We start from the raw sequence: 23,901 nt of genomic DNA, 5'->3' as shown, positions 1-23,901 counted from the left end.
GACGGGACCCCCAACACCCTGATGACCCGCATCGAGCACGACTCGATGGGTGAGGTCCGCGTGCCGGCCCAGGCCAAGTGGCGTGCGCAGACCCAGCGCGCGGTGGAGAACTTCCCGATCTCCGGGCGTCGCATCGACCCGGAGCTGATCGCGGCGCTCGCCGCGATCAAGGGTGCGTCGGCCACCGCACGCGCCGAGCGCGGCATGCTCGACGCCGACAAGGCGCGGGCGATCGCCGACGCCGCGGCGGCCGTCACCCGCGGCGAGTGGAACGGGCAGTTCCCGATCGACGTGTTCCAGACCGGGTCGGGCACGTCGTCCAACATGAACGCCAACGAGGTGATCGCCTCGCTCGCGCAGGAGTCGCTCGGCGCACCGGTGCACCCCAACGACGACGTCAACGACCCCTTCTCCTCCAACGACCAGTTCCCGTCGGCGATCCACATCGCCGCGACCCGCGCCGTCGTACGCACGTTGGTCCCGGCACTCGAGCACCTCGCCGAAGCCCTGGAGGCCAAGGAGAGCGAGTTTGCGGAGGTGGTGAAGTCGGGGCGCACCCACCTGATGGACGCCACTCCGGTCACCCTCGGCCAGGAGTTCGGCGGGTATGCCGCGCAGATCCGGCTCGGCATCGCCCGGCTGCAGGACGCCCTCCCCCGCGTCGGTGCCCTGCCGCTCGGCGGCACCGCCGTCGGCACCGGCATCAACGCGCCGAAAGGCCTTGCCGCAGAGGTGATCTCGCACCTGGCCACGGATCTCGACCTGCCGCTCTCCGAAGCGGCCAACCACTTCGAGGCGCAGGGCGCGCGCGACGCACTGGTCGAACTCTCCGGCGTGCTGCGCACCATCGCGGTCGGCCTCACCAAGATCGCCAACGACATCCGCTGGATGGGGTCGGGGCCGCGCACGGGCCTCACCGAGATCTTCCTGCCCGACCTCCAGCCCGGCAGCTCGATCATGCCCGGCAAGGTCAATCCCGTGCTGGCAGAGGCGGTGTGCCAGGTGAGCGCGCAAGTGGTCGGCAACGACGCGGCCGTCGCGTGGAGCGGGGCGTCCGGCAACTTCGAGCTCAACGTCATGCTGCCGGTCATCGCCGACAACCTGCTGCAGTCGATCGGGCTGCTCGCCAACGTGTCGGTGCTGTTCGCCGACCGCTGCGTCAGCGGCATCACCGCCAACGTCGAGCGCGACCGCGAGTATGCCGAGTCGTCACCCTCGATCGTCACCCCCCTCAACCACTACGTCGGGTATGACGAGGCCGCCGCCATCGCCAAGCAGGCGCTGAAGGAGGGCACGACGATCCGCCAGGTGGTCATCGAGCGCGGCCACGTCGACAACGGCTCGATCAGCGAGGCGGACCTCGACCACGTGCTCGACGTCCTCGCGATGACCCGCCCGCAGGCGTAACCGTCCGCCCCCCGCGCACTACTCTGGCCATCGTGCCCAGCTGGAGAAACCGTGCGTTCCTACCCACGTCCGTGCTGCCCTCGCGCAGCCGGCCGGCGGAAGAGGACGCGCCCGAACGCGCGCTCCAGCCGCGCCGTGACGACGAGGTGCCGGTCGAGGAGTCGGTCGTCGAGAAGGCGGTCTACCTGCACGGCCAGCGGCTGGAGGCGCCGCACTCGCTGCGCGAGGCGATGCACCGGCTGCACGACCCCGACAAGGCCATGGCCTGGATCGGCCTGGTGCACCCGACCGAGGCGCAGATCACCGACATGGCCAAGGTCTTCGACCTGCACCCGCTGTCGGTCGAGGACGCGATCGTCGCCCACCAGCGGCCCAAGCTGGAGCGCTACGACGACACCCTCTTCGTGGTGCTGCGCCCGGCCATCTACCTGGACGAGTCCGAGACCGTCCAGATCGGTGAGCTGCACATCTTCATCGGCACCGACTTCGTGCTGACGGTTCGTCATACCGACCGCCCGAGCCTGGCGCCGGTGCGCCGGCGGCTGGAGGCCGACCCGGAGCTGCTCGCCCTCGGTCCCGAGGCCGTGCTCTACGCGATGATCGACTTCGTCGTCGACGGCTACGCACCGGTCATCGCGGGTCTGGAGAACGACATCGACGAGATCGAGAACCAGGTCTTCGAGTCCGACCCCGCGGTGTCCCGGCGCATCTACGAACTCTCGCGTGAGGTCGCCGAATTGCAGCGCGCCACAAAGCCGTTGCTGCAGATCGTGCGCGGCCTGGAGCGCGGCTTCGACAAGTACGGCACCGACGAGGAACTGCAGCGCAACCTGCGCGACGTCGCCGACCACGCCACCAGCGTGGTGGAGCGGGTCGACGGCTTCCGCAGCAACCTGGCCGACATCCTCACCCTCAACGCCACCCTGGTCGCGCAGACCCAGAACGAGGAGATGCGCCGCCTCGCCGAGGCCGGGATGGAGCAGAACGACGAGGTCAAGAAGATCTCCGCGTGGGCGGCGATCCTCTTCGCACCGTCGCTGATCAGCGGCATCTACGGGATGAACTTCGAGCGTATGCCGGAGCTGTCCTGGCCGGTCGGCTATCCCATCGCGCTCTGCCTGATGCTCGTCGTCTGTGGCGTGCTCTTCCTGGTCTTCCGCAGACGAAAGTGGTTGTGACCGAAGGTCATCCGGAGCAGGGACCGCAGACGCAGGTCAGGGGTTGGCGGCGAGGAAGACGAACGCCACCAGCAGGATCAGGTGTATGCCGCCCTGCAACCGCGTCGCCCGGCCCGGCACGATCGTGAGGATCCCGACCGCTGCGGTGATCGCGAGCAGCACGATCTGCGTCGAGCCCAGGCCGAGGTGCAGCGGGGTCGGCAGCCAGATCGAGGCGAGCGCGATGACCGGGATGGTGAGCCCGATCGAGGCCATCGCCGAGCCGTAGCCGAGGTTGAGGCTGATCTGCAGGCGGTCCCGCTGCGCCGCGTTGACCGCCGCCAGCGTCTCCGGCGCGAGCACCAGCAGCGCGATGATCACGCCGACGAAGGAGTGCGGCAGCCCGAGCGCGCCGACGCCGTCCTCGATCGGCTTGGACTCCACCTTCGCCAGGCCGACGACCGCGACCAGTGAGACCAGCAGCATGCCGAGGCTGAGCAGCGCCTCGCGGTTGCTCGGCGGGTCGGCGTGCTCCCCGTCATACTCCTGCGTGCTCGGGTCGTCGACCGGGCCGGCGCCACCGGTCGGCCCGACCGCCAGCGGGCGGTAGTCCTCGCGCGCCACCGGCAGGAAGAAGTCGCGGTGGCGCACCGTCTGGGTGACCACGAAGAGCCCGTAGAGCGCCAGCGAGGCGATCGCGGCGAAGGTCAGCTGCGAGCCGGAAAACTCCGGGCCGGACACGCTGGAGGTGAAGGTCGGCAGCACCAGGCAGACCGTGGCCAGGGTCAGCACGCACGCGAGCGCGGCCCCCGTGCCCTCGGCGTTGAACGTCACCGTGTCGTGCCGAATCGCCCCTACCAGCAACGAGATTCCGACGATGCCGTTGCAGGTGATCATCACCGCCGAGAAGACCGTGTCCCGCGCGAGCGTGCTCGCGTCCGAGCCGCCGCTGACCATCAGCGTCACGATCAGCGCCACCTCGATCACGGTCACCGCGACCGCGAGCACCAGCGACCCGAAGGGCTCACCGACCCGATGGGCCACCACCTCCGCGTGGTGCACGGCCGCGAGCACCGACGCGCCGAGCAGCACCGCCACGATCACGATCCAGGCAGGGCCGATGTGCTTACCCCAGGTGAACGGGAGCGGGACCAGCGCCAGTATCGGCGCCCAGACGGTCCAGCGGGTCAGTAGCGAAGGCACTCGGGACTGGCTCACCCGCACCATTGTCCCGGACCCGGCCCGGGCCGGTTCGGGCGCTTCGCCATACGTCCGATCGCTCATCTTCGCTAGGCGGAGTTTGTTGGAAATTGTGTGGCGCGGCGGCGCTTCGACGCCGACGTGAACAGCACCCACCACGAAGTGAACAAACCCCATTACATGTGTGACACGGATCACATTTGCGCGGGACTCACTGGTTGGAGACGCCCCGGAGCGCGGCGTACGTTCGCGGAAGTGGTTCCACCGGGTCACCCGTGAGGGGCGGCCGGCCACACCCGAGCCGACAACCAAGGACGGTCTTTTCGATGACTACCGACACTCCCACCGCGCCGGCGGGCACCGGCACCTCCCACCCCGGCCTCGCCGCCTGGGTCGACGAGGTCGCGGCGCTCACCACCCCCGACCGGGTGCAATGGATCACCGGCAGCGATGAGGAGTGGAAAGAGATCACCGACAAGCTGGTCGCGGCCGGCACCTTCACCCGGCTTAACGAGCAGACCCACCCGGGCAGCTTCTACGCCGCGTCCGACCCGACCGACGTCGCGCGCGTCGAGGACCGCACGTTCATCTGCTCGGTGGACGAGAAGGACTGCGGCCCGACCAACAACTGGATGGCGCCGGACGAGATGAAGGCGATCATGACCGATCTCTACCGGGGGTCGATGAAGGGCCGAACGATGTACGTCATCCCCTTCGTCATGGGCCACCTCGACGCGGAGAAGCCGATGTTCGGCGTCGAGATCACCGACAGCGAGTATGTCGTGGCGTCCATGCGCGTCATGGCCCGCTGCGGCACCAAGGTGCTCGATCGCATTGAGGAGCTTGGCGATTCGGCCAACTACGTGCCGGCGCTGCACTCGCTCGGCGCGCCGCTCGAGCCCGGCCAGGAGGACGTGCCGTGGCCGTGCAACCAGACCAAGTACATCGTGCAGTTCCCCGAGGAGCGCACGATCTGGTCCTACGGCTCGGGGTATGGCGGCAACGCCCTGCTCGGCAAGAAGTGCTACTCGCTGCGCATCGCCTCGGTGATGGCGCGCGACGAGGGCTGGCTCGCCGAGCACATGCTGATCCTGAAGCTGATCTCCCCCGAGCAGCAGGTCTACTACGTCGCCGCGGCCTTCCCGAGCGCGTGCGGCAAGACCAACCTGGCGATGCTCGAGCCGACGATCCCGGGCTGGAAGGTCGAGACGCTCGGTGACGACATCGCCTGGATGCGCTTCGGCAAGGACGGCCGCCTCTATGCGGTCAACCCCGAGTTCGGCCTGTTCGGCGTCGCGCCGGGCACCAACGAGAAGACCAACCCCAACGCGATGCGCACCCTCGCCAAGGGCAACTCGGTCTACACCAACGTCGCGCTGACTGACGACCTCGGCGTCTGGTGGGAGGGCCTGGAGAACGAGCCGGCCCACGCGACGTCGTGGAAGGGCGAGGACTGGACGCCGGACTCCGAGGAGCTGTCGTCGCACCCCAACTCGCGCTACTGCACGCCGATCGCGCAGTGCCCGATCCTCGCCGACGAGTACGACGACCCGCAGGGTGTGCCGATCTCGGCGATCCTCTTCGGTGGCCGCCGCAAGACCACGGTGCCGCTCGTCACCGAGTCGCGTGACTGGGTGCACGGCACCTTCATGGGCGCCACCCTCTCGTCCGAGACGACCGCAGCGGCGGTCGGCCAGGTCGGCGTCGTCCGCCGTGACCCGATGGCGATGCTGCCGTTCATCGGCTACAACGCCGGCGACTACTTCGGCCACTGGATCAACGTCGGCAAGGACGCCGACGCGGCGAAACTGCCGAAGATCTTCTACGTCAACTGGTTCCGCCGCGATGACGACGGTGACTTCCTGTGGCCGGGTTTCGGGGAGAACTCCCGCGTGCTGAAGTGGGTCATCGAGCGCATCGAGGGCCGCGCGGCAGCAGTGGAGACCCCGATCGGTCACGTGCCGACGCCGGAGTCGCTCGACGTCGAGGGCCTGGACCTCACGCCCGAGCAGGTCGAGGCCGCGCTCGCGGTCGACCCCGAGGAGTGGAAGGCCGAGATCCCGCAGATCGAGGAGTGGTTCGCCAAGTTCGGCGACGCGCTGCCGACGCAGCTGCAGGTCGAACTCGACGGCCTGAAGGCGCGTCTCGGCATGTAGTCATCGCGCGGGGCCGGGCCCCGCGGGACCGGCTCGTCATACGCCGGGGGAAACGGGCTCGTGCGGCAATCGCCGCACGAGCCCGTTTATGCGTGCGCCCACGTGCTTTGCCAGGCCAGCTAAGTTCTGCAAATTGGTGGCCGCGAAATTATCCGTCGATTACCTTGAATGCGATTTTGACGATCGTCCAGGTGGGGTAATCATGACCGACGTTGATCGCGGTATGTCGCGGCGCACGCTCGCCGCAGGTGCACCTACACCGCCACTGCGAACGGACCGGTCTCGGTCACCCTCACCTTCACCCTGAGTGCCAAGGGCAACGGCAAGCACCCCACCGACGACATCAGCATTGCCCTGCCCAAACTGACCTGCGGCTAGCTCGCCGGCCATCCGGTGTTCGACCGGAGTTTGCGCAATTCCGAGTGAGATCGCAGCTTTTCGCGGGTTGCATTCCGGGTGCCCGGCGTCGGGGGAACGTATGCCGGGGCACCCGCGCGACCTGCAGGCGGTGCGCGCCGAAGGCACCCGGGTCCTTCCCGCGGCCACGCGCCGCAGCTGATCCGCAGCGAGTAGCGTTGCGGGGGTGAGCATTCCGACATACACCCTCAATGACGGCAGCACACTCCCGGCGATCGGCTTCGGCACCTATCCGCTGAAGGGCGACGACGGCGTCGCGGCGATCACCAGCGCGTTGCAGTCCGGCTACCGACTGCTCGACACCGCGGTCAACTACGAGAACGAACGAGAGGTCGGGGAGGCGATCCGCCGCTCCGGCCTCCCGCGCGACCGGGTGCAGGTGCAGTCGAAGATCCCGGGCCGCGACCACGGGTATGACGATGCCCTCGCCTCGATCCGCGGCTCGCTCGAGCGCCTGCAGATCGATTACCTGGACGTGCACCTGATCCACTGGCCCAACCCGAGCGTCGGCAAGTTCGTCGAGGCGTGGAAGGCGCTGGTCGCGGCGCGCGAGGAGGGGCTGGTCACGACGATCGGTGTCTCCAACTTCACCAAGGAGCACCTGCGGCAGATCATCGACGCGACCGGAGTGATCCCGGCGGTCAACCAGATCGAGCTGCACCCCTACTTCCCGCAGACGGAGATGCGGAAGGTCAACGAGGACCTGGGGATTCGCACCGAGGCGTGGAGCCCGATGGGCAAGCGGCAGGCGCCCTTCGACGAGCGGCCGGTCGCCGACGCGGCAGCCGCGCACGACGTCACGCCCGGACAGGTGATCCTGCGCTGGCACCACCAGATCGGGTCGCTGCCGCTGCCCAAGTCGGCCACACCCGAGCGCCAGCGCGCCAACCTCGACATCTTCGGATTCGAGCTGACCGACGCCGAGGTCGACGCGATCACCGCCCTGGGCAAGCCCGACGGCCGGCTCTTCGGTGGCGACCCCAACACCCACGAGGAGATGTAACCCCGCGCCGACAGGCCCACTTATCGCCCACAGGACCACTTATGCGGGCGGAAAATGTGCTGGATAAGTGGTCCCCTCGGCGATAAGTGGGCCTCTCGGCGAGGGGGGGGTGGGGCGCAGTCCGGAGGGGTCAGTCAGTTGGCGCTGCGGAGCGGGTCGAAGGAGGCGCGGCGGGCGGCGCGGCGCAGGACCGACAGCACCGGACGTCCGAGCACCGCGAGCGCGACCGCGTTGGTGATCGCCCGGCCGGTGTCCCAGCCGCCGGTCGAGGTGACCAGCGTGTAGACGCCAAAGCGGTGCAGGTTGGTCCAGAGCGACGCGCCCGGCACGTAGGCGAGGTTGGCGTGCTCGGCGAGGTCGGTGCCGGCGACGAAGGGCCAGAAGTAGAGGTTCATCAGGGCGCCGAAGAGGTAGGCCGCGACGACGCCGTAGCCGATGAGCATGACGATCTCGCGCACGCCGCGCACCCGGCGCGGCAGGAGGCCGGCACCGCAGCCGATCCAGGCGGAGCAGATCATCTGGAACGGCAGCCACGGTCCGACCCCGGCGGTCAGCAGCGCGGAGGTGAACATCGACGTGCAGCCGAGCACGAACCCGAAGCCGGGCCCGAACGCCCGGCCGGCGAGGATCAGCAGGAAGAACACCATCTCGATGCCGGCGGTGCCGGCGCCGACAGGGCGCAGCACCGCATCGACGGCGGACAGCACGCCCAGCATCGCCAGGGCCTTGGAATCCATTCCGCCATCGGCAAATTGGGCGAGCACGATGAGGACGAGGATCGGCAGCGCGATCGCGAAGATCAACGGGGCATCGCCGGCGTGCGCCTGCCCACCGGTCGCCGGATGCGCCAGCAGGGGCCACGCGAACATCGCCAGGCCCGCGACCGAGGCGAGCACGAGTGCGACGACCGATCGCGGCCCGAGCGGCACAGCGCTGCCGCCGAGCCGGGCGACCAGGTCGCGCTCGGGCTCGGCCGGACGGGCGGTCGAGGTCATCGGCCGGCCCCCTCATCCATCGCCCGCGCCACCTGCTCGACGGTGAGAAACGGTTGCGGGGCAAGGATTTTGGCCACCTGCGGCGCGAAGATCGGTGAGGCGGCGATCACCTCCGCGGTCGGCCCGTCGGCGATGACCTCGCCGTCGGCCAGCACCACGACCCGGTCGGCCGCCTGCGCGACGAACTCCACGTCGTGCGTCGCGACCATGATCGTGTGCCCTTGTGCCGCAAGGGTTTCCAGCTGCCGCACGAGCGCGGCCTTGCCGCGGTAGTCCAGCCCGCGGGTCGGCTCGTCGAGCAGCACGACACGCGGACCGCCACTGAGCTGCACCGCCAGCACCAGCGCCAGCCGCTGCCCCTCGGACAGGTCACGCGGGTGCTGTGCGCCGTCGATGCCCGGCGCGAGTGCGTCGAGTATGCCGCGGGCCCGCGGACCGGCGGCCACGCACTCGGCGTCGACGCTGTCCAGGTAGAGCAGATCGGACGCGGTCTGCGGCACGAGCCCGACCAGGGCACGCTGCGACGCCGCCTCGACGCCGTCCACCCGCACCGATCCGGCGGCACGCGGCCCGCTGCCCTGCAACGCCCACTGCAGCGACGACTTGCCCGACCCGTTGCGGCCCATCAGTGCGGTCACGCTGCCGGCGTGCAGGTCGAGGTCGACCTGTCGCACCGCGACCCGGTCGCCATAGCGCACGGTGACGCCGCGTGCTTGCAGCACGACGTCCCCCGACGACCGTTGGTTCGTCGCCGGCGCGGTGAGGGAATCCCGGAGCGGCCGCGCCGCACGACGGGCATCGCGCACCGACAGCGGCAGTGGCGACCAGCCGGCCAGCCGTCCCAGTTGTATGACGGGAGGCGCGACCGGTGCGTCGATCATCATCGTGGCGGGATCGCCCGCACGCACGATGCCGCCCCCGGGCAGCACGACGACCGAATCGGCAAACTGCACAGCGCGTTCGAGCCGGTGCTCGGCCATCACGACGGTGGTGCCGAGGTCGTGCACGAGGCGGGTGATCGCGGCCAGCACGTCCTCGGCCGCTCCCGGGTCGAGCGCGGAGGTGGGTTCGTCGAGCACGAGCACTGGCGGTGCCGCCGCCAGCGCTGCCGCGATCGCGACGCGCTGCTGTTGCCCTCCGGACAGCGCCGCGAGCGGCCGGGCGCGCAGGTCGGCGATGCCGAGCAGGTCGAGCACCTCCTCCACCCGTTTGCGCATGGTCGCCGGTGGGACGGCGAGTTGCTCCATGCCATAAGCGATTTCGTCCTCGACGGTGTCGGTGACGAAGCCGGTCAACGGGTCCTGCCCGACCCGACCGACCACGTCGGCCATCTCGCGCGGCGGGTGCGTGCGGGTGTCGTAGCCGGCGACCGTGACCCGGCCGGAGAGCCGGCCGCCGGTGAAGTGCGGCACCAGACCGTTGATCGTGCCGAGCAGGGTGGACTTGCCGACACCAGTGCCGCCGACGAGGAGGGCGAGCTCGCCCTCGTCGATGTGCAGGTCGACGTCGTGCAGAGTCGCCGGACCGTCGTCGCCGTAGCGAACCCCGAGGCCTTGCAGGTCGATCATGCGGTCGCCTCCGAGGTGCGCGACAGCACCGGCGCGGGTGCGGCCGCGGCGGCGAGCAGCCCGGCGCAGGCGGCGACGAGAGGCAGCAGCCCGAAGACCGGCCAGGCTGCCGGGAGCGTCGCCGGATTGAGGTCGGCCGGGGCGACGCCGGTCGCCCGCAGCATCAGCACAGCGGACAGGACGCCGCTCGCCGCGACGCCGATCGCGGTCAGGTCGAAGGGATCCGGCCGATAGCGCGTCACGCGGCGGCCGACGGCGGAGACGGCGACACCCGCCACGCCGAGCGCGAGGCCGGCCACGAAGACCGGCCACCGCCGGGCCGCCGGCGCCTGCTGGTCGAACAGCCCGTAGGCGCCGACGCAGACGCCGATCAGTCCGACGATCGTCATCGAGCCGGCGACGAGCCGTCGCCGGGGTGAGGCCGCGCCGTGCCGTCCGTAGCCGCGCGAGTCCATCGCGGCCGCGAGGGCCAGCGAACGGTCCAGTGCGTCGGCCAGCACCGGCACGATCGTCATGCGCACCAGGTGCCGTCGGCCGGTGGCCGGGTCGTGCCGCAGCCGCTGCGCACGACGCACCCGGCCGAGACTCTCGGCCAGCTGCGGGAAGACCGAAACCGCAACAACCACGACGGTGCCGATGTCGTAGAGCCCCATCGGCACCGACTTCAGCAGACGCTTGGGGTTGGCGAGTGAGTTGGCGGCGCCGAGGCAGATCACCATGGCGGCGAGGTGCAGGCCGTCATACAGCCCGTCGAGGAGGGCGGACAGGTGCACGGGGCCGAGCAGGTGGACGCCGGCGGCGAAGGCCGGCAAGGGGATCGACGGCAGGTCGAGCAGCACGGTGCCTCCGCCCGGGCCGCCGAGCAGCACGCGGAAGACCAGCCGGATCACGACGATCGTCGCGCCGAGCGCGAGGTAGACCCGCAGCGACCGGGACCACGGCGCGTCCCCGCGGCGCAGCACGACCACGAAGCAGGAGACGCCGATCAGCAGCAGCAACAGGATCGGGTTGGTCGTGCAGGCGGCCGCGACCGCGAGGCCGAGCGCCCAGATCCACCAGGCGACCGGGTGGACCGAGCGCGGCAGCCGCTTCACCCCGAGGTGCGGCGCCGGGCGATCGCGATCGCCGCGCCGCCGACCGCGAGCGCGGCGAGCACCCCGCCGCCGACGAGGGTCGTGGCGTTGAGTCCGGAGGAGTTGTCCTTCGTGGCGTCGTTGATCAGCTTGTCGCTGTCGCCGATCGTCGGGCCGCCAGCCGCGACGGCACCGCCGGACCCCGTGGCGCTCGCACCGGCCGAGCTCGACGAAGACAACGCTGCGGACGACGACGCCTTCGCGGACGCAGCCGACGAAGATGACGCCGATGACGGTCCCGCGGCCGACGGAGATGACGCCGCCGCGCTCGCCCCTGCCGAGCCGGGTGCGGCCGACGGCTTCCCGGCGGTGGAGCCGGCCGACCCCGCCGCGGACCGCTTGGCGCTCGAACCCGCCTGCGGCGCAGTGGTTTTCGACCCATCGCGGCCGCCCGCCGGTGGGTTGGTCGCAGCCGGGTCGGTGGCGCCCGTCGTCTTCGGAGCGGGCTTCGAGGTGCTGCTCGGCCGGGGCGCGGGCGCGGCGCCACCCGGGCGCTTCGGAGCGACCCGTGGAGCCGCGTTACTCCCGGTGACGAAGGAGAAGCCGACGAAGCCGCCCGGGGTGACCGACTGACCGGAGACCCCGCTCTGGGCGTAGCTCCACGAGCCGCCGTTCGACGCCTGCCAGATGCTCCAGTAGGCGTTGGTCGGAGGCATCCGCATGCAGCTCTCGTGGTAGCCGCCGGGCAGTGTGCGGGAGGCGGCCGGCTCGCCATACAGCCGGCAGGCGACGCTCAGCCCGTAGGTTCGGCTGCCCTCGATCGGGATGCCGGCGGCCTGCACCGCGTCCAGGTCGGTCGCGCCCGCCCCGACCGGCGCACACCGGACGGCGATCCCCTTGCCGATCGCGCCGAAGTCGACGACCACCGTGACGCCCGAGGCGTCCTTGCAGTAGCCGTTGTAGCCGGCGGCCTGCGCCGGGGCGGCGCTGCCGACATACGCGAGGGTGGTCGCGGAGCCGGCGAGTGCGACGGCGGTGGCCGTGCGCAGCAGGCGCGACGGGGCGGCGACCATGGTGGTCCTTTCGGGGCGGGTGGCGACCTGGAAGGCTAACACCCCGGTCTCACGCGGCCGGCAGTTGCTGCGCTCCCGTGAGGAAGGCCACGACGTCGCTCATCGTGACATCACGCGGTGACACCACGCCGGCCCGCTTCCCCAGCCGGTGGACGTGGATGCGGTCGGCCACCTCGAAGACCGCCGGCATGTCGTGGCTGATGAAGACCACCGGCAGCCCGCGCCCCGCGATCCGCTTGATCAGGTCGATCACATGGCCGGTCTCGCGCACACCGAGCGCGGCCGTCGGCTCGTCCATGAAGACGACCTTGCTGCCGAACATCGCCGCCCGCGCGACCGCGACCGCCTGACGCTGCCCGCCCGAGAGGGACTCCACCGGCTGCGTCATGTCCTGAATGGTGCCGATGCCGAGCGCGTCGAGCTGCTCGCGCGCCTCCCGCCGCATCGCCCCGCGGTCGAGCATGCGCAGCGCACCGAGCAGACCACCGCGCCGCAGCTCCCGCCCGAGGAAGAGGTTGCCGGCGATGTCCATCGCGGGCGAGACCGCGAGCTGCTGGTAGACCGTCTCGATCCCGAGGTCGCGCGCGTCCTGCGGCGAGTGGAACGACACCGGGTTGCCGTCGAGCAGGATCTGCCCGGCGTCCGGGATCACCGCCCCGGTCAACGCCTTGATCATCGTGGACTTGCCCGCGCCGTTGTCGCCGACGACCGCCAGCACCTCACCGGGCAGCAGCTCGAAGTCGGCGCCGTTCATCGCGGTGACCCGCCCGTAGCGCTTCACCAGCCCCTTGGCCGCGAAGACCGGGGTCTGCGTCTCGTTCATGCCTTCACCCGCCGTGTCGCCTGGTCGAATGCGACCGCGGCGATCACCAGCACGCCGGTCGCGAGGTTCTGATAATTGGAGTCGATGCCCATCTGGGTCAGGCCGCTGCGCAGCACCGCCACGATCAACGCCCCGATCACCGTGCCGAGCACCCCGCCGCGCCCGCCGAACAGGCTGGTCCCGCCGATCACCACGGCGGTGATGCTGTCCAGGTTGCCGGTCTGATAGGCGTTCGGGTCGGCCGTCGGTGCCCGCCCGATCGCCAGCCACGCACCGATCCCGTAGAGCAGACCGGCGAGCGCGTAGACGCTGATCAGCGTGCGGCTGATCCGTATGCCGGTGAGGTGCGCCGCCTCGCGGTCGTCCCCCACGGCGTACACGTGCCGGCCAGGCGGTCTTGGCGAGCAGGAACCAGACCACGGCATACAACACCGCCGCGACGACCATACCGAGCGTGAACGCCCACCTGCCGAAGAGGAAGTAGGTGGTGCCGAGCGCCTGCAGCAGCCCGGGCGGTGCCGGGATCGTGGTGCCGCCGCTGTAGAGGTTGGCGATCGCGGTGACCACGGCCAGCATGCCGAGCGTGACGATGAACGGCGGCAGCCGCACGAGCGTCACCAGCGCACCGGAGATGCCGGCGACCAGCGTGCACACGATGATGCCGAGCACGAGCGCCGGACCGGCCGGCAGGTCGCCGGTCGCGACCTTGGCCATCACCAAGGTGCCGAGCACGAGGATCGCGCCGTTGGCCAGGTCGATGCCGGCGGTCAGGATGATGAGCGTCTGCCCGAGGGCGAGCGTGCCGACGACCACGATCTGCTGAAGGATCACCGAGAAGTTGTCGATGTCGGCGAACGTGCTGGTCGACAGCGAGAAGAAGATCACCAACAGCACGAGGGCCGCCAGCGGGCCGAGGACCGGGTTGCGGGCGAAGAGATTGCGCAGCTGCGCCCCGCGGCTCAGCTCGGGGAAGGTGTCGGGGTTCGCGGTCGCCATCGTCAGCCCCAGCAGTTGGCCGCGCCCCACGCGGAGTCCTTGGACGGTATGCCGGCCATCGGCTTGTCTGTGATCAGTTGCGAGCCGGTGTCGACGAAGCCGGACGGCTTCTTGCCGGTCTTGGCGTAGGCGATGACCGCGTCGACGCCGTCCTCGGCCATCTTCTTGGGGAACTGCATCACGGTCGCCGCGAAGTGCCCGCTCTTGACGTCCGCGACGCCGCTGCACGATCCGTCGATCGCGGCGACGGTGACCTTCCCGGCCAGGCCCTTGGCCTGCAGCGCCTGGTAGGAGCCGCGGGCGGCCGGTTCGTTGATGTTGTAGACCACGTTGACCTTGCCGGCGACCCGCTGCAGGAGGTTCTCCATCGCCTGCTGCGACTTGGTCTGGTCGCCCTGGGTGAGCGCGGACCCGATGACGTCCGGTGAGTTCTTCGCCAGGCCCATTCCGGCGAGGAAGCCGTTGTGCCGCTGCTGCCCGACGCTCGAGCTCGGGTCGAGGTCCATCGTCACCAGCTGCGGGGTCGTCGATCCCATCCGCGCCTTGACGTACTGGCCGAGGATCTTGCCGGCGGCCGTGTTGTCCGTGGCGTATGTCGCAGCGACCGCGTCGGCCGGGTCGGTCTCGGTGTCGAGCGCGATCACCACCACGCCCTTGGCCTGCGCCTGGCGGATCGCGTCGAGAATCCCGGTGGCGTTGCTCGGCGTGATGAGGATGCCCTTGACGCCCTGCTGCACGAGGTTCTGGATCGCGTTGATCTGGCCCTCGTTGTCGCCGTCGAACTTGCCCGCGAGGGCGACGAGCTCGGCGCCCTGCTTGCCGGCCTGCGCCTTGGCCGAGTCGCGCAGCTTCACGAAGTAGGGGTTCGACTCGGTCTTGGTGACCAGGCCGATCTTGACCTTGCCGCCGGCGCCGCCGCTGGAGGCGCCGGGCCCGCTCGTCTGGGTCTTGCTGCAACCGGTCGCGGCGACCGCGAAGAGGACCGTGGCGCCGACCGCGAGCGCGCTCCGGCGACGAATGATCGATCGAGTGTTCATGGGTGCGTCCTTCGGTGATGCGGGGTGGCCGTGCTGTGAAGTGCGCCACAACGTAGGGAGGGCCACCGGGCGAGCGTCATACGTTGCGCAACAAGTTGCGAAACGCGCCGGCAGGAAGGACAGTGACCTGCCATGGCCGCTCCTCGACGCCGGGTGCGCATGCACGAGGTCGCCGCCCGCGCGGGCGTGTCGACCAGCACGGTGTCGCACGTGATCAACGGCACCCGCCACGTCGCCCCCGACACCCGCGACGCCGTGCTGCAGGCGGTCGCCGCGCTCGACTACGCGATCACCCCGCACCCGCAGACCGCGGCGGGGCGGCGCACCATCGGGCTGGTGATCACCGGCGCCTCCAACCCCTACAACGGCGAACTCATCCAGGGTGTCGAGGGCGAGGCGACCCGTGCGGGGTTCGGGTTGTTCCTCTGCGACTCGCACGACGACCCGCGCCGCGAGGCGGAGGCGGTGCGCGGGTTGATCACCCACAACGCCGAGGCGGTGGTGATCGCGCCGACTCCGGAGTGGGAGGCGCAGGCGCTGCCGATGTTGCGCAAGAGCGAGCGACCCTTCGTGCTGGTCGATCGGCTGAGCAGCGCGCGCTGCGACCAGGTCAGCGCCGAGAGCGAGTCGGTGAGCGCCACCCTCGTCGAACATCTCATCGACCTCGGCCACCGCCGGATCGGGATGCTCAGCGGGCTGCCGGGTCTGTCCACGTCGATCGAGCGGGTCCGCGGCTACCAGCGGGCGCTCTCCGACGCCGGCATACCGATCGACCCGGCACTGATCGCGTGCGGCGAGTCACGTGCGACGTCCGCGCGGGCCGCGACTCTGCAGCTGATGCGCGGAAACGCAGCTCCCACAGCGCTTTTCAGCGCCAACAACGCGATGACCATCGGCGCCCTGCAGGCGCTGGGTGAGCTCGGCCTGCGCATCCCGGACGACCTCGCGGTGGTTGCGTTCGACGACTTCGAATGGGCGGCAGCGATGACTCCCGCGCTGACCGCCGTCGCCCAGCCGTTCCACGCGATGGGCGCGCAGGCGGTGCAACTGCTGCTGCGCCGGCTCCAGGACCCGCTCGCCCCGAGACGCGTGGTGCGGCTGCCCACCGAGATCGCGCATCGCCACAGCTGCGGCTGCGTGGCGCCCCGGCCGCGCACGGCGGGAGTGCCGTGACGACCCTGTCGGTCCGCGACGCCGTCGGCCAGGTGCTCGCGCTCGCCTCGGGCCGGTCGCGCGTCGTCGTCGGTCTCGCCGGGCCTCCCGCCGCCGGCAAGTCGACCCTCGCCGCCCGCCTCGCAGCCGACCTCGCCGCCGCCGGCTGCAGCACGGTCGTGGTGCCGATGGACGGCTTCCACCTGGCCCAGGCCGTGCTCGACGCGCGCGGTCTCGCGCCGGTCAAGGGTGCGCCGCACACCTTCGACCCGGCCGGTTACGTCGCGCTGCTGCGGCGGCTGCGGGACGAGGCCGGCACGGTCTGGGCGCCGGAGTTCGACCGGGCGCTCGAGCAGCCGATCGCCGGGGCGATCGAGGTCGACCCGAGCGTCCGGGTGGTGCTCACCGAGGGCAACTACCTGCTGCTCGACCGGTCGCCGTGGGACCGGATCCGGCCCCTGCTCGACCTCGCCTGGTATGTCGAAACCCCCGACGTACTGCGCAGAGAGCGGCTGATCGCCCGGCACGAGCACTACGGCCGCTCGCCCGACGAGGCGAGCGAACGCGCGCTCGGCACCGACGAACGCAACGCCGCGCTCGTGCGGGCCTCCCGGGCTCGCGCGGACGCGGTCATCCGCACCGACTGAGGCGGCCGCACCGCTGGGCCGCGCCCTGATCCGCATCCGGATGCAACCTGTGAGCCGGTCACGCGTCTTCCCTAGGTGACCACCTCCGCACCTTCGCTCGCGGCCGCCGCGGCCCGGCGCCGCGCTGTGCCCGTGTGGGCGGTCGCGACGAGCACTGGCTATCGTCGGGGAGGGCCGCAGCGATGACGACACTGAGCGATCCCTTCGCCACGACGTATGCCGAAGGGCGTGCCACTTGGGAGGAGCGATTCGGTGACCGCGCGCGCATCCGGACCTACCGGGCGATGAGCGCAGACGCGCCGGTCGACCTCGCCGATCTCTACCGCACGCATCACCTGCAGATGGTGCGCCTCGCCCGCCTGCTCGTCGACGACATCGCAAGCGCGGAGGACGTCGTCCAGGAAGCCTTCCTCGGGATGCACCGCAACCAGGCCTCGCTGCGCGACTCCGGCGCCGCGGTCGGCTACCTGCGGCAGGCCGTGGTCAACCAGGCGCGCTCGATGCTGCGCCGGCGGCGGACGGTCCGGGAGCATCTCAAGGTCGCCGAGCCGGACATCGCACCGGCCGCCGACAGCGACGTGTTGCTGGCCGAGGAGCACCAGGAGGTGTTGCGGGCGGTCAACCGGTTGCCGCAGCGGCAGCGTGAGGTGCTGGTGCTGCGCTACTGGTCGGACATGTCCGAGGCCGAGATCGCGACCGCGCTCGGCATCAGCAAGGGAACCGTGAAATCGCAGGCAAGCCGGGCCATGGCGGCCCTCACCACGATCATGCAGGGAGGCGACCGATGAGTCCCCACGACGACCTGGAACGCCGCCTGCGCGACGCGTTCGAGGCGAAGGCGTCGCAGATCACCCCCGACTCCCTCGACCGCGACCGTGAGCTGGAGTTCGAGCAGCACCTGCGCGTGACGCCGCTGCGCCGCGGCCCGCGCCGTGGGGTGCTGGCCGGTGCCGGACTGCTCGCCGCGGCGGCCGCCGCGGCCGGGGTCCTGGCGATCACCTTCCACCCCGGCGACAACGGCCGGGTGGTCGATGCGGCCCGCACCGTCACCCAGAGCACGGGCACGACGAGCCCGTCCGCTCCATCCGGCTCACCGACGTCTGCCCCGCCGGCCACGGCCACGAGCAATCCGCTGCCGGTCGGTCCGCAGCGGCCGACCGGCCAGGCGACCCGCACCACGGCGCCGCAACCGTCGCAGACCGCGCAGAGCACCGCACCGTCCGCGGCGCCGTCGAGCGAGCAGCCGTCGAGCGCGGCGGAGACGGTCAACCCGTCGGCCGCCGCGCCCAGCCCCAACCTGTCGATTCAGCGGGCGCCGCGCACCTCCGCGCCACCGCTGATGTCGAGCGGCCTGCCGCAGGCCGCCGGCCTGACCACCACCGACACCTATTACGGCCCGATCCCGCTGTTCGCGACCCTGCCCGACGGCAGCGGCGCCACCTACAACATCCCGATGCCCGACGGCGCCGAGTGGCAGCTGGTCGCCAATGCCGGGCCGCGCTACCGCGTCCTCGCGTCGGCGGGCTCAGTCGCCGACTACTGGGCGCAGACCCTGCCCGGGCAGGGCTGGGTGCAGTCGGGCGCCGGCTGGACGTTCCCGGGCACGCCCTACACCGTGTCGCTCTCGGGCGACCTGGTGTTCGCCGGCTACGGCGGCTGACTACTCATCGTCGACCCAGTCGAGGGTGCGCTGCACGGCCTTGCTCCACTTGGCCATCAGCCGCGTGCGGTCCTCGTCGCTCATCTGCGGCTCCCACCGCTTGTCCTCGGCCCACTGCTTGGTCAGCTCCGCCTCGTCCTTCCAGAAGCCCACCGCCAGGCCCGCCGCGTATGCCGCGCCGAGCGCCGTCGTCTCGGTGATCTTCGGCCGGATCACCGGCACGTCGAGCAGGTCGGCCTGGAACTGCATCAGCGTGTCGTTGCCGACCATGCCGCCGTCCACCTTGAGCTCGGTGAGGTCCACCCCCGAGTCGGCGTTCATCGCGTCGACGACCTCCTTGCTCTGGAAGGCGACCGCCTCGAGCGCCGCCCGGGCGATGTGCCCCTTGCCCGCGAACCGCGTCAGCCCGACGACGGCGCCGCGGGCGTCGCTGCGCCAGTGCGGAGCGAACAGGCCGGAGAACGCCGGCACGATGTAGACGTCACCGTTGTCCTCCACGGACTTGGCGAGGTCCTCGACCTCCGGTGCCGCCTTGATGAGCTGCAGGTTGTCGCGCAACCACTGCACGAGCGACCCGGTGACCGCGATCGACCCTTCCAGCGCGTAGACCGGCTTCGCGTCCCCGATGCGGTAGCAGACCGTGGTCAGCAGACCGTTCTTGGAGAGCACCTTCTCCTCACCGGTGTTGAGCAGCACGAAGTTGCCGGTGCCGTAGGTGTTCTTGGCCATCCCCGGCTCGAAGCAGACCTGCCCGAAGGTCGCCGCCTGCTGGTCGCCGAGGATGCCGGCGATGTCGACGCCGGCGAGGACACCGCGCTCGCGCACCTTGCCGTAGACCTCGGAGGAGGACACGATCGTGGGCAGCATCGACTTCGGCAGGCCCATCTCGGCGACGATGTCGTCGTCCCAGTCGAGGGTGTCCAGGTCCATCATCAGCGTGCGTGAGGCGTTGGTGACGTCCGTGGCGTGCACGCCGCCGTTGGTGCCGCCGGTCATGTTCCACAGCACCCAGGTGTCCATGGTGCCGAAGAGCAGGTCGCCCGCCTCCGCCTTCTCCTTGGCGCCGTCGACGTTGTCGAGCACCCAGCGGGCCTTCGGCCCGGCGAAGTAGGTCGCGAGCGGCAGGCCGGTCTTGGCCTTGAAGCGGTCCGGGCCCTCGCTGCCGGCGAGCTGCTGGCAGATCTTGTCGGTGCGGGTGTCCTGCCAGACGATGGCGTTGTAGACGGCCTTCCCGGTGTTCTTGTCCCAGACCACCGTGGTCTCACGCTGGTTGGTGATGCCGACCGCCGCGATGTCCGACGCCGACAGGTCCAGCTGGGCCAACGCCTCGGCGCACACCTTGCGGGTGTTGTCCCAGATCTCCTGCGGGTTGTGCTCGACCCAGCCGGCCTTGGGGAAGATCTGCTCGTGCTCCATCTGGGAGACGGCCTGGATCGCACCGTCCTGGTCGAAGATGATGCAGCGGGTGCTGGTGGTGCCCTGGTCGATCGATGCGATGTACTTGCTCATATCTGCTTCCTTCGCTCAATTCTGTTCTGTCGTATGACGATTGACGGCGCTCAGCTGCTGTACCAGTGGAAGACCAGGCCACCGAGGATGCCGCCGATGATCGGGCCGACGACCGGGATCCAGGCATAGCCCCAGTTGTTGGAGTCCTTGTGCGGGATCGGCAGGATGGCGTGCGCGAGGCGGGGGCCGAGGTCACGTGCCGGATTGATCGCATATCCCGTCGGGCCGCCGAGGCTGGCGCCGATCCCAACCACGAGCAATGCCACCGGAATTGCTTCCAGGATGGTGCCCTTGCCGCCGTTCCACGCGCCGAAGCTCAGGGCGCCGAAGAGCAGGATGAAGGTGCCGATGATCTCGGTGACGAGGTTCCAGGCGACGCTCGGGATGAGCGGGCCGGTCGAGAAGACCAGGCTCGGCGCGTCGCCGCGCTCGTCGAACTGCTTCTTGTATGCCGCCCAGGCGACGACCGCACCGATGAACGCGCCGATGAACTGCGCGACGATGTAGACCGCGATCGACGTGGCGTCGACCTGGATGCCGGGCACGAACTCCTTCGCGCCGGACGCCCAAATGCCAAGCGTGACAGCGGGATTGAGGTGTCCGCCCGACTTGTATGCGGCGTAGACGCCGGCGAGCACGCCGATGCCCCAGCCGAAGTTGATCATCAGGTTGCCGCCCTCGTAGCCGTTGTTCTTGGGGAACACGGCATTGGCGACGACGCCGACACCGAGGACGATCAGAATCGCGGTTCCGATCACCTCGCTGAAGAAAACGCCCCACAGGGTCATGGATTTCAAGCCTCTCGCTCTCGGACTGTGGCGGGCGGCGAGGCGCTCACCGGGTCCGCCATGACCTGCTCAGTGTGGCCCATCTCGCATTGAGTCCGCAGCCGGTCGGCAACCTCATGGCCGCCTCCACCCGGGTCGGCGAACGCGCATAAGCTGACAGTGTCGTCACGCGGATTTCGAGGGAGTCCAGTCATGGTCATGCAGCCGTTCAGCGCACAACTCGGGCCGAAGGAACGCGCTCAGTCCTGGGAAGAGTTGCAGGAGCGCGAATTCGACGTCCTGGTGATCGGCGGCGGGGTGACCGGTGCCGGCGCTGCGCTCGACGCTGCCACCCGTGGCCTGCGCACCGCACTGGTCGAGGCCCGCGACTTCGCCAGCGGCACCTCCTCGCGCAGCAGCAAGCTCTTCCACGGCGGCCTGCGCTACCTCGAGCAGATGAACTTCGGACTGGTCGCGGAGGCGCTCAAGGAGCGTGAGCTGATGCTCACCACGATCGCCCCGCACCTGGTGCACCCGGTGTCGTTCCTCTACCCGCTCTCCCACAGAGGATGGGAACGTCCTTATGTCGCAACGGGTTTGGCGATGTACGACCAGATGGGTGGTGCCCGCTCCGTGCCGCGGCAGAAGCACCTGACCCGCGGCGGTGCGCTCAAGCTCTTCCCCGGCCTGAAGTCCGACGCACTGGTGGGCGCCGTCCGCTACTACGACGCGCAGGCCGACGACGCCCGCCATACGCTGACCGTGGCACGCACGGCGGCGCACTACGGCGCCGTGGTGCGTAACTCCACCGAGGTCGTGGAGCTGGTCAAGGAGGCCGACCGGGTGGTCGGCGCTGTGGTGCGTGACGTCGAGACCGGCGAAACCGCAACGGTGCGAGCCAAAGTCGTGGTCAACGCCACCGGCGTGTGGACCGACGACCTGCAGCGGATGAGCGGTGGCCGAGGCCGTTTCCGGGTGCGCGCGTCCAAGGGCGTGCACATCCTGGTGCCGCGCGACCGCATCGCCGGCGAGGTCGGCCTGATCCTGCGCACCGAGAAGTCCGTGCTGTTCGTGATCCCGTGGGGCCAGCAGTGGCTCATCGGCACCACCGACACGGACTGGACCCACGACCTGGCGCACCCGGCCGCCACCGCCCAGGACATCGAATACCTTCTGGAGCACGCGAATTCGGTGCTGGCGACCCCGATCACCAAGGACGACATCCTCGGTGTCTACGCGGGCCTGCGGCCGTTGCTCGCCGGTGAGAGCGAGGACACCAGCCAGTTGTCGCGCGAGCACGCGGTGGCGCGGCCACAGCCGGGCCTGGTGTCGATCGCGGGCGGGAAGTACACCACCTACCGGGTCATGGCGCAGGACGCGATCGATGTCGCTGGCAAGGACATCGGCGACATCAAGGAGTCGGTGACCGAGCACGTGCCGCTCGTCGGCGCGGACGGCTATGCCGCGATGGTCAACCTGAAGCACGAATTGTCAGCGGAGACAGGCCTTCCCGAGTGGCGCATCGAGCACCTGCTCGGGCGTTACGGCTCGAAGCTGGACGAGGTGCTGGCTCTCGCGGCCGACGACGCCTCGCTGCTCGAGCCGGTGACGTCCGCCGAGAACTACCTGCGCGTCGAGCTGAAGTACGCCGTCACCCACGAGGGTGCGCTGCACCTCACCGACGTGCTCGCCCGCCGCACCCGCATGTCGATCGAGACCAAGCACCGCGGGGTCGACGCCGCCGAGGAGACCGCCGACATCATGGCCGGCGTGCTCGGCTGGGACGAGGAGACCAAGCGGCGCGAGGTCGAGACCTACCGCGAGCGGGTCGCCGCGGAGCGCGCGTCGCAGGAGCTCGACAGCGACAGCGACAGCGACGCGGCGCGGCTGCGCGCGCCGGAGATGCGCCAGGGCCTGCGGAAGGTCACCGCGACCAAGTAGCACGCCGGCCAGTCGCCGGCGCCCGTCACCGCAGCGCCGACGGCGCGACGCGCAGGATCCGGTCGTCGCCCGGGTTGGGCGCGCCCCGGCCGTCGGTGTTGTTGGTGAGGATCCACAACGCCCCGTCCGGGGCGATCGCGACGTCGCGCAGCCGGCCGTAGCGGCCCACGAAATACTCCCGGCCGGTGCCGGGGGCCGACACCGGGACCGCTCGCAACCGGCGGCCGCCGAGGCACGCCACATAGATGGTGCCGCCGGTGATCGCGATGCCGCTCGGGCTCGCCTCCGAGGTCGACCACTGCTGCACCGGGTCGACATACCTCGAGTCGCCCGCCCGCCCCTCGTGCACCGGCCACCCGTAGTTGGCGCCGCGCCGGATGATGTTGAGCTCGTCCCAGGTGTTCGCGCCGAACTCCGCGGCGAACATCGTGCCGTCGGGCGCCCACGCCATGCCCTGCACGTTGCGGTGGCCGAGCGACCACACGCGACTGCCCGCGAACGGGTTGTCGCCCGGCACGCCGCCGACCGGCGTCATGCGCAGGATCTTCCCGGCCGGGCTACTCCGGTCCTGCGCCGCCTGCTGATCGCTGGTGTCACCCACGGCCACGTAGAGCATCCGGTCCGGGCCGAACGCGATCCGTCCGCCGTTGTGTATGCCGGCCGCCGGCAGTCCGTCGAGCACCACCTGCCGGCCGGACAGTCGCACCTGCGACCCGGAGCGTGAAATGCGATATCGCACAACGCGATTGGCCTGGTCGTCACCGGTGTAGTAGACGGTCAGCCAGGCGCCCTGAACGGCCAGGCCGAGCAGCCCGCCCTCGCCGCCGTGCGCGACGCCGGGCACGGTCAGCACCTCGCGGGTGCGCCCGTCGGCGAGCTGCAGGATGCGTGCATCGTCGCGCTGGCCGAGCAGCGCTGCGCCGCCGGTCCAGACGACCGACCACGGCGCACGCAGCCCGGTGACGACATCGGTGACCGCACCACCCGGCACGTCGCCCGCAACGCTGCTCGGAACGCCGCCTGACGCGCTGCCGGTGGGCGCAGCCACGCCCGAGCCGGCCGGCTGCGGCGTCGCGGCCCGATCGCTGCTGCACGCCCCGAGACCGGCGAGCGCCAGCCCGCCTGCGACCAGTGCGGCCCGGCGGGTGGGCCGGGCGGGACCGGCGGCATACGGCTGCGGCATCGGACCTCCCCTCCACGGCATCGGTGCGGCCCCATCGTAGGTCGGCGGGAGACGGCCTGCCGGTGGACCGCGATCCGCCCGCGGGGTCCAGCCGATCCGGAGCCGCCGTCCGGCAGTTGCACACCTTGACATCCGTC

Annotated in this window: 19 protein-coding genes and 1 pseudogene; 9 read left to right on the top strand and 11 right to left on the bottom strand. The window is 70.5% G+C overall.

What is annotated here, in order from left to right:
• The first annotated feature begins 21 nt into the window (after positions 1-21).
• Together HJ588_RS05335 and HJ588_RS05330 are read left to right on the top strand one after the other, a co-directional pair.
• Positions 22-1,407 (top strand): class II fumarate hydratase, encoded by a 1,386-nt coding sequence (locus HJ588_RS05335; protein WP_171155421.1) that lies wholly within the window; start codon positions 22-24, stop codon positions 1,405-1,407.
• A 32-nt stretch (positions 1,408-1,439) separates the two neighbouring features.
• Positions 1,440-2,585: a magnesium and cobalt transport protein CorA gene (locus HJ588_RS05330; protein WP_425483528.1), complete on the top strand. Its 1,146-nt coding sequence runs from the start codon at positions 1,440-1,442 to the stop codon at positions 2,583-2,585.
• A gap of 36 nt (positions 2,586-2,621) precedes the next feature.
• On the opposite strand, the gene HJ588_RS05325 is transcribed toward HJ588_RS05330, so the two are convergent.
• Positions 2,622-3,782, bottom strand: coding sequence for a calcium:cation antiporter (locus HJ588_RS05325; protein WP_343036602.1), 1,161 nt, complete (start codon positions 3,780-3,782; stop codon positions 2,622-2,624).
• Between the two features lie 308 nt (positions 3,783-4,090).
• Between HJ588_RS05325 and HJ588_RS05320 the strand changes: the two genes are divergently transcribed.
• Both HJ588_RS05320 and HJ588_RS05315 read left to right on the top strand, forming a co-directional pair.
• Complete coding sequence (locus HJ588_RS05320) at positions 4,091-5,920, top strand: phosphoenolpyruvate carboxykinase (GTP) (RefSeq protein ID WP_171152754.1); 1,830 nt, start codon at positions 4,091-4,093, stop codon at positions 5,918-5,920.
• A 583-nt stretch (positions 5,921-6,503) separates the two neighbouring features.
• Positions 6,504-7,340 (top strand): aldo/keto reductase, encoded by an 837-nt coding sequence (locus tag HJ588_RS05315; RefSeq protein ID WP_171152751.1) that lies wholly within the window; start codon positions 6,504-6,506, stop codon positions 7,338-7,340.
• Positions 7,341-7,474: 134 nt separating this feature from the next.
• Here HJ588_RS05315 and HJ588_RS05310 read toward each other — a convergent pair whose 3' ends face one another.
• From HJ588_RS05310 to HJ588_RS05280, 7 genes and pseudogenes are all read right to left on the bottom strand, one after another.
• Positions 7,475-8,335: an ECF transporter S component gene (locus HJ588_RS05310; RefSeq protein WP_171152749.1), complete on the bottom strand. Its 861-nt coding sequence runs from the start codon at positions 8,333-8,335 to the stop codon at positions 7,475-7,477.
• A complete protein-coding gene (locus tag HJ588_RS05305; RefSeq protein ID WP_171152746.1) occupies positions 8,332-9,903 on the bottom strand; it encodes an ABC transporter ATP-binding protein in 1,572 nt (523 codons plus the stop codon). The genes HJ588_RS05310 and HJ588_RS05305 overlap by 4 nt, the downstream gene beginning before the upstream one ends.
• Positions 9,900-10,997, bottom strand: a complete 1,098-nt coding sequence (locus HJ588_RS05300; protein WP_171152744.1) for a CbiQ family ECF transporter T component — start codon at positions 10,995-10,997, stop codon at positions 9,900-9,902. Before HJ588_RS05300 ends, HJ588_RS05305 begins: the two co-directional genes overlap by 4 nt.
• Complete coding sequence (locus tag HJ588_RS05295) at positions 10,994-12,049, bottom strand: hypothetical protein (protein ID WP_171152741.1); 1,056 nt, start codon at positions 12,047-12,049, stop codon at positions 10,994-10,996. The genes HJ588_RS05300 and HJ588_RS05295 overlap by 4 nt, the downstream gene beginning before the upstream one ends.
• A gap of 49 nt (positions 12,050-12,098) precedes the next feature.
• Entirely contained in the window at positions 12,099-12,872 is a 774-nt protein-coding gene (locus HJ588_RS05290) for an ATP-binding cassette domain-containing protein (RefSeq protein WP_171152739.1), read from the bottom strand.
• Positions 12,869-13,868 (bottom strand): annotated as a pseudogene (locus tag HJ588_RS19930) (ABC transporter permease). Before HJ588_RS19930 ends, HJ588_RS05290 begins: the two are co-directional and overlap by 4 nt.
• A gap of 2 nt (positions 13,869-13,870) precedes the next feature.
• Positions 13,871-14,905, bottom strand: coding sequence for a substrate-binding domain-containing protein (locus tag HJ588_RS05280; RefSeq protein ID WP_171152737.1), 1,035 nt, complete (start codon positions 14,903-14,905; stop codon positions 13,871-13,873).
• A 132-nt stretch (positions 14,906-15,037) separates the two neighbouring features.
• Between HJ588_RS05280 and HJ588_RS05275 the strand changes: the two genes are divergently transcribed.
• From HJ588_RS05275 to HJ588_RS05260, 4 genes are all read left to right on the top strand, one after another.
• Positions 15,038-16,078, top strand: a complete 1,041-nt coding sequence (locus HJ588_RS05275) for a LacI family DNA-binding transcriptional regulator (protein WP_212755302.1) — start codon at positions 15,038-15,040, stop codon at positions 16,076-16,078.
• Positions 16,075-16,704, top strand: coding sequence for a nucleoside/nucleotide kinase family protein (locus HJ588_RS05270; protein ID WP_343036601.1), 630 nt, complete (start codon positions 16,075-16,077; stop codon positions 16,702-16,704). Before HJ588_RS05275 ends, HJ588_RS05270 begins: the two co-directional genes overlap by 4 nt.
• Before the next feature lie 182 nt (positions 16,705-16,886).
• Positions 16,887-17,492: an RNA polymerase sigma factor gene (locus HJ588_RS05265; RefSeq protein ID WP_246241762.1), complete on the top strand. Its 606-nt coding sequence runs from the start codon at positions 16,887-16,889 to the stop codon at positions 17,490-17,492.
• Positions 17,489-18,364, top strand: coding sequence for a hypothetical protein (locus HJ588_RS05260; RefSeq protein WP_171152735.1), 876 nt, complete (start codon positions 17,489-17,491; stop codon positions 18,362-18,364). Before HJ588_RS05265 ends, HJ588_RS05260 begins: the two co-directional genes overlap by 4 nt.
• Here the strand turns inward: HJ588_RS05260 and glpK are convergent, their stop codons facing one another.
• Together glpK and HJ588_RS05250 are read right to left on the bottom strand one after the other, a co-directional pair.
• Positions 18,365-19,873, bottom strand: a complete 1,509-nt coding sequence (gene glpK, locus HJ588_RS05255; RefSeq protein ID WP_171152732.1) for a glycerol kinase GlpK — start codon at positions 19,871-19,873, stop codon at positions 18,365-18,367. It lies immediately after the preceding gene.
• A gap of 50 nt (positions 19,874-19,923) precedes the next feature.
• Complete coding sequence (locus tag HJ588_RS05250) at positions 19,924-20,661, bottom strand: MIP/aquaporin family protein (RefSeq protein WP_171152730.1); 738 nt, start codon at positions 20,659-20,661, stop codon at positions 19,924-19,926.
• Between the two features lie 192 nt (positions 20,662-20,853).
• Here HJ588_RS05250 and HJ588_RS05245 point away from each other — a divergent pair, with 192 nt between their 5' ends.
• On the top strand, positions 20,854-22,581 hold the full coding sequence (locus HJ588_RS05245) for a glycerol-3-phosphate dehydrogenase/oxidase (RefSeq protein WP_171152728.1): 1,728 nt from the start codon (positions 20,854-20,856) through the stop codon (positions 22,579-22,581).
• A gap of 25 nt (positions 22,582-22,606) precedes the next feature.
• Here the strand turns inward: HJ588_RS05245 and HJ588_RS05240 are convergent, their stop codons facing one another.
• Positions 22,607-23,764, bottom strand: coding sequence for a PQQ-dependent sugar dehydrogenase (locus tag HJ588_RS05240; protein ID WP_171152725.1), 1,158 nt, complete (start codon positions 23,762-23,764; stop codon positions 22,607-22,609).
• Positions 23,765-23,901 lie beyond the last annotated feature (137 nt).

It is taken from the genome of Flexivirga aerilata, assembly GCF_013002715.1.
GTDB classification, from domain to species: Bacteria; Actinomycetota; Actinomycetes; order Actinomycetales; family Dermatophilaceae; genus Flexivirga; species Flexivirga aerilata.
The sequence above is the reverse complement of the archived record's forward strand: the minus strand, read 5'-3'. Positions and strand labels throughout refer to the sequence as shown.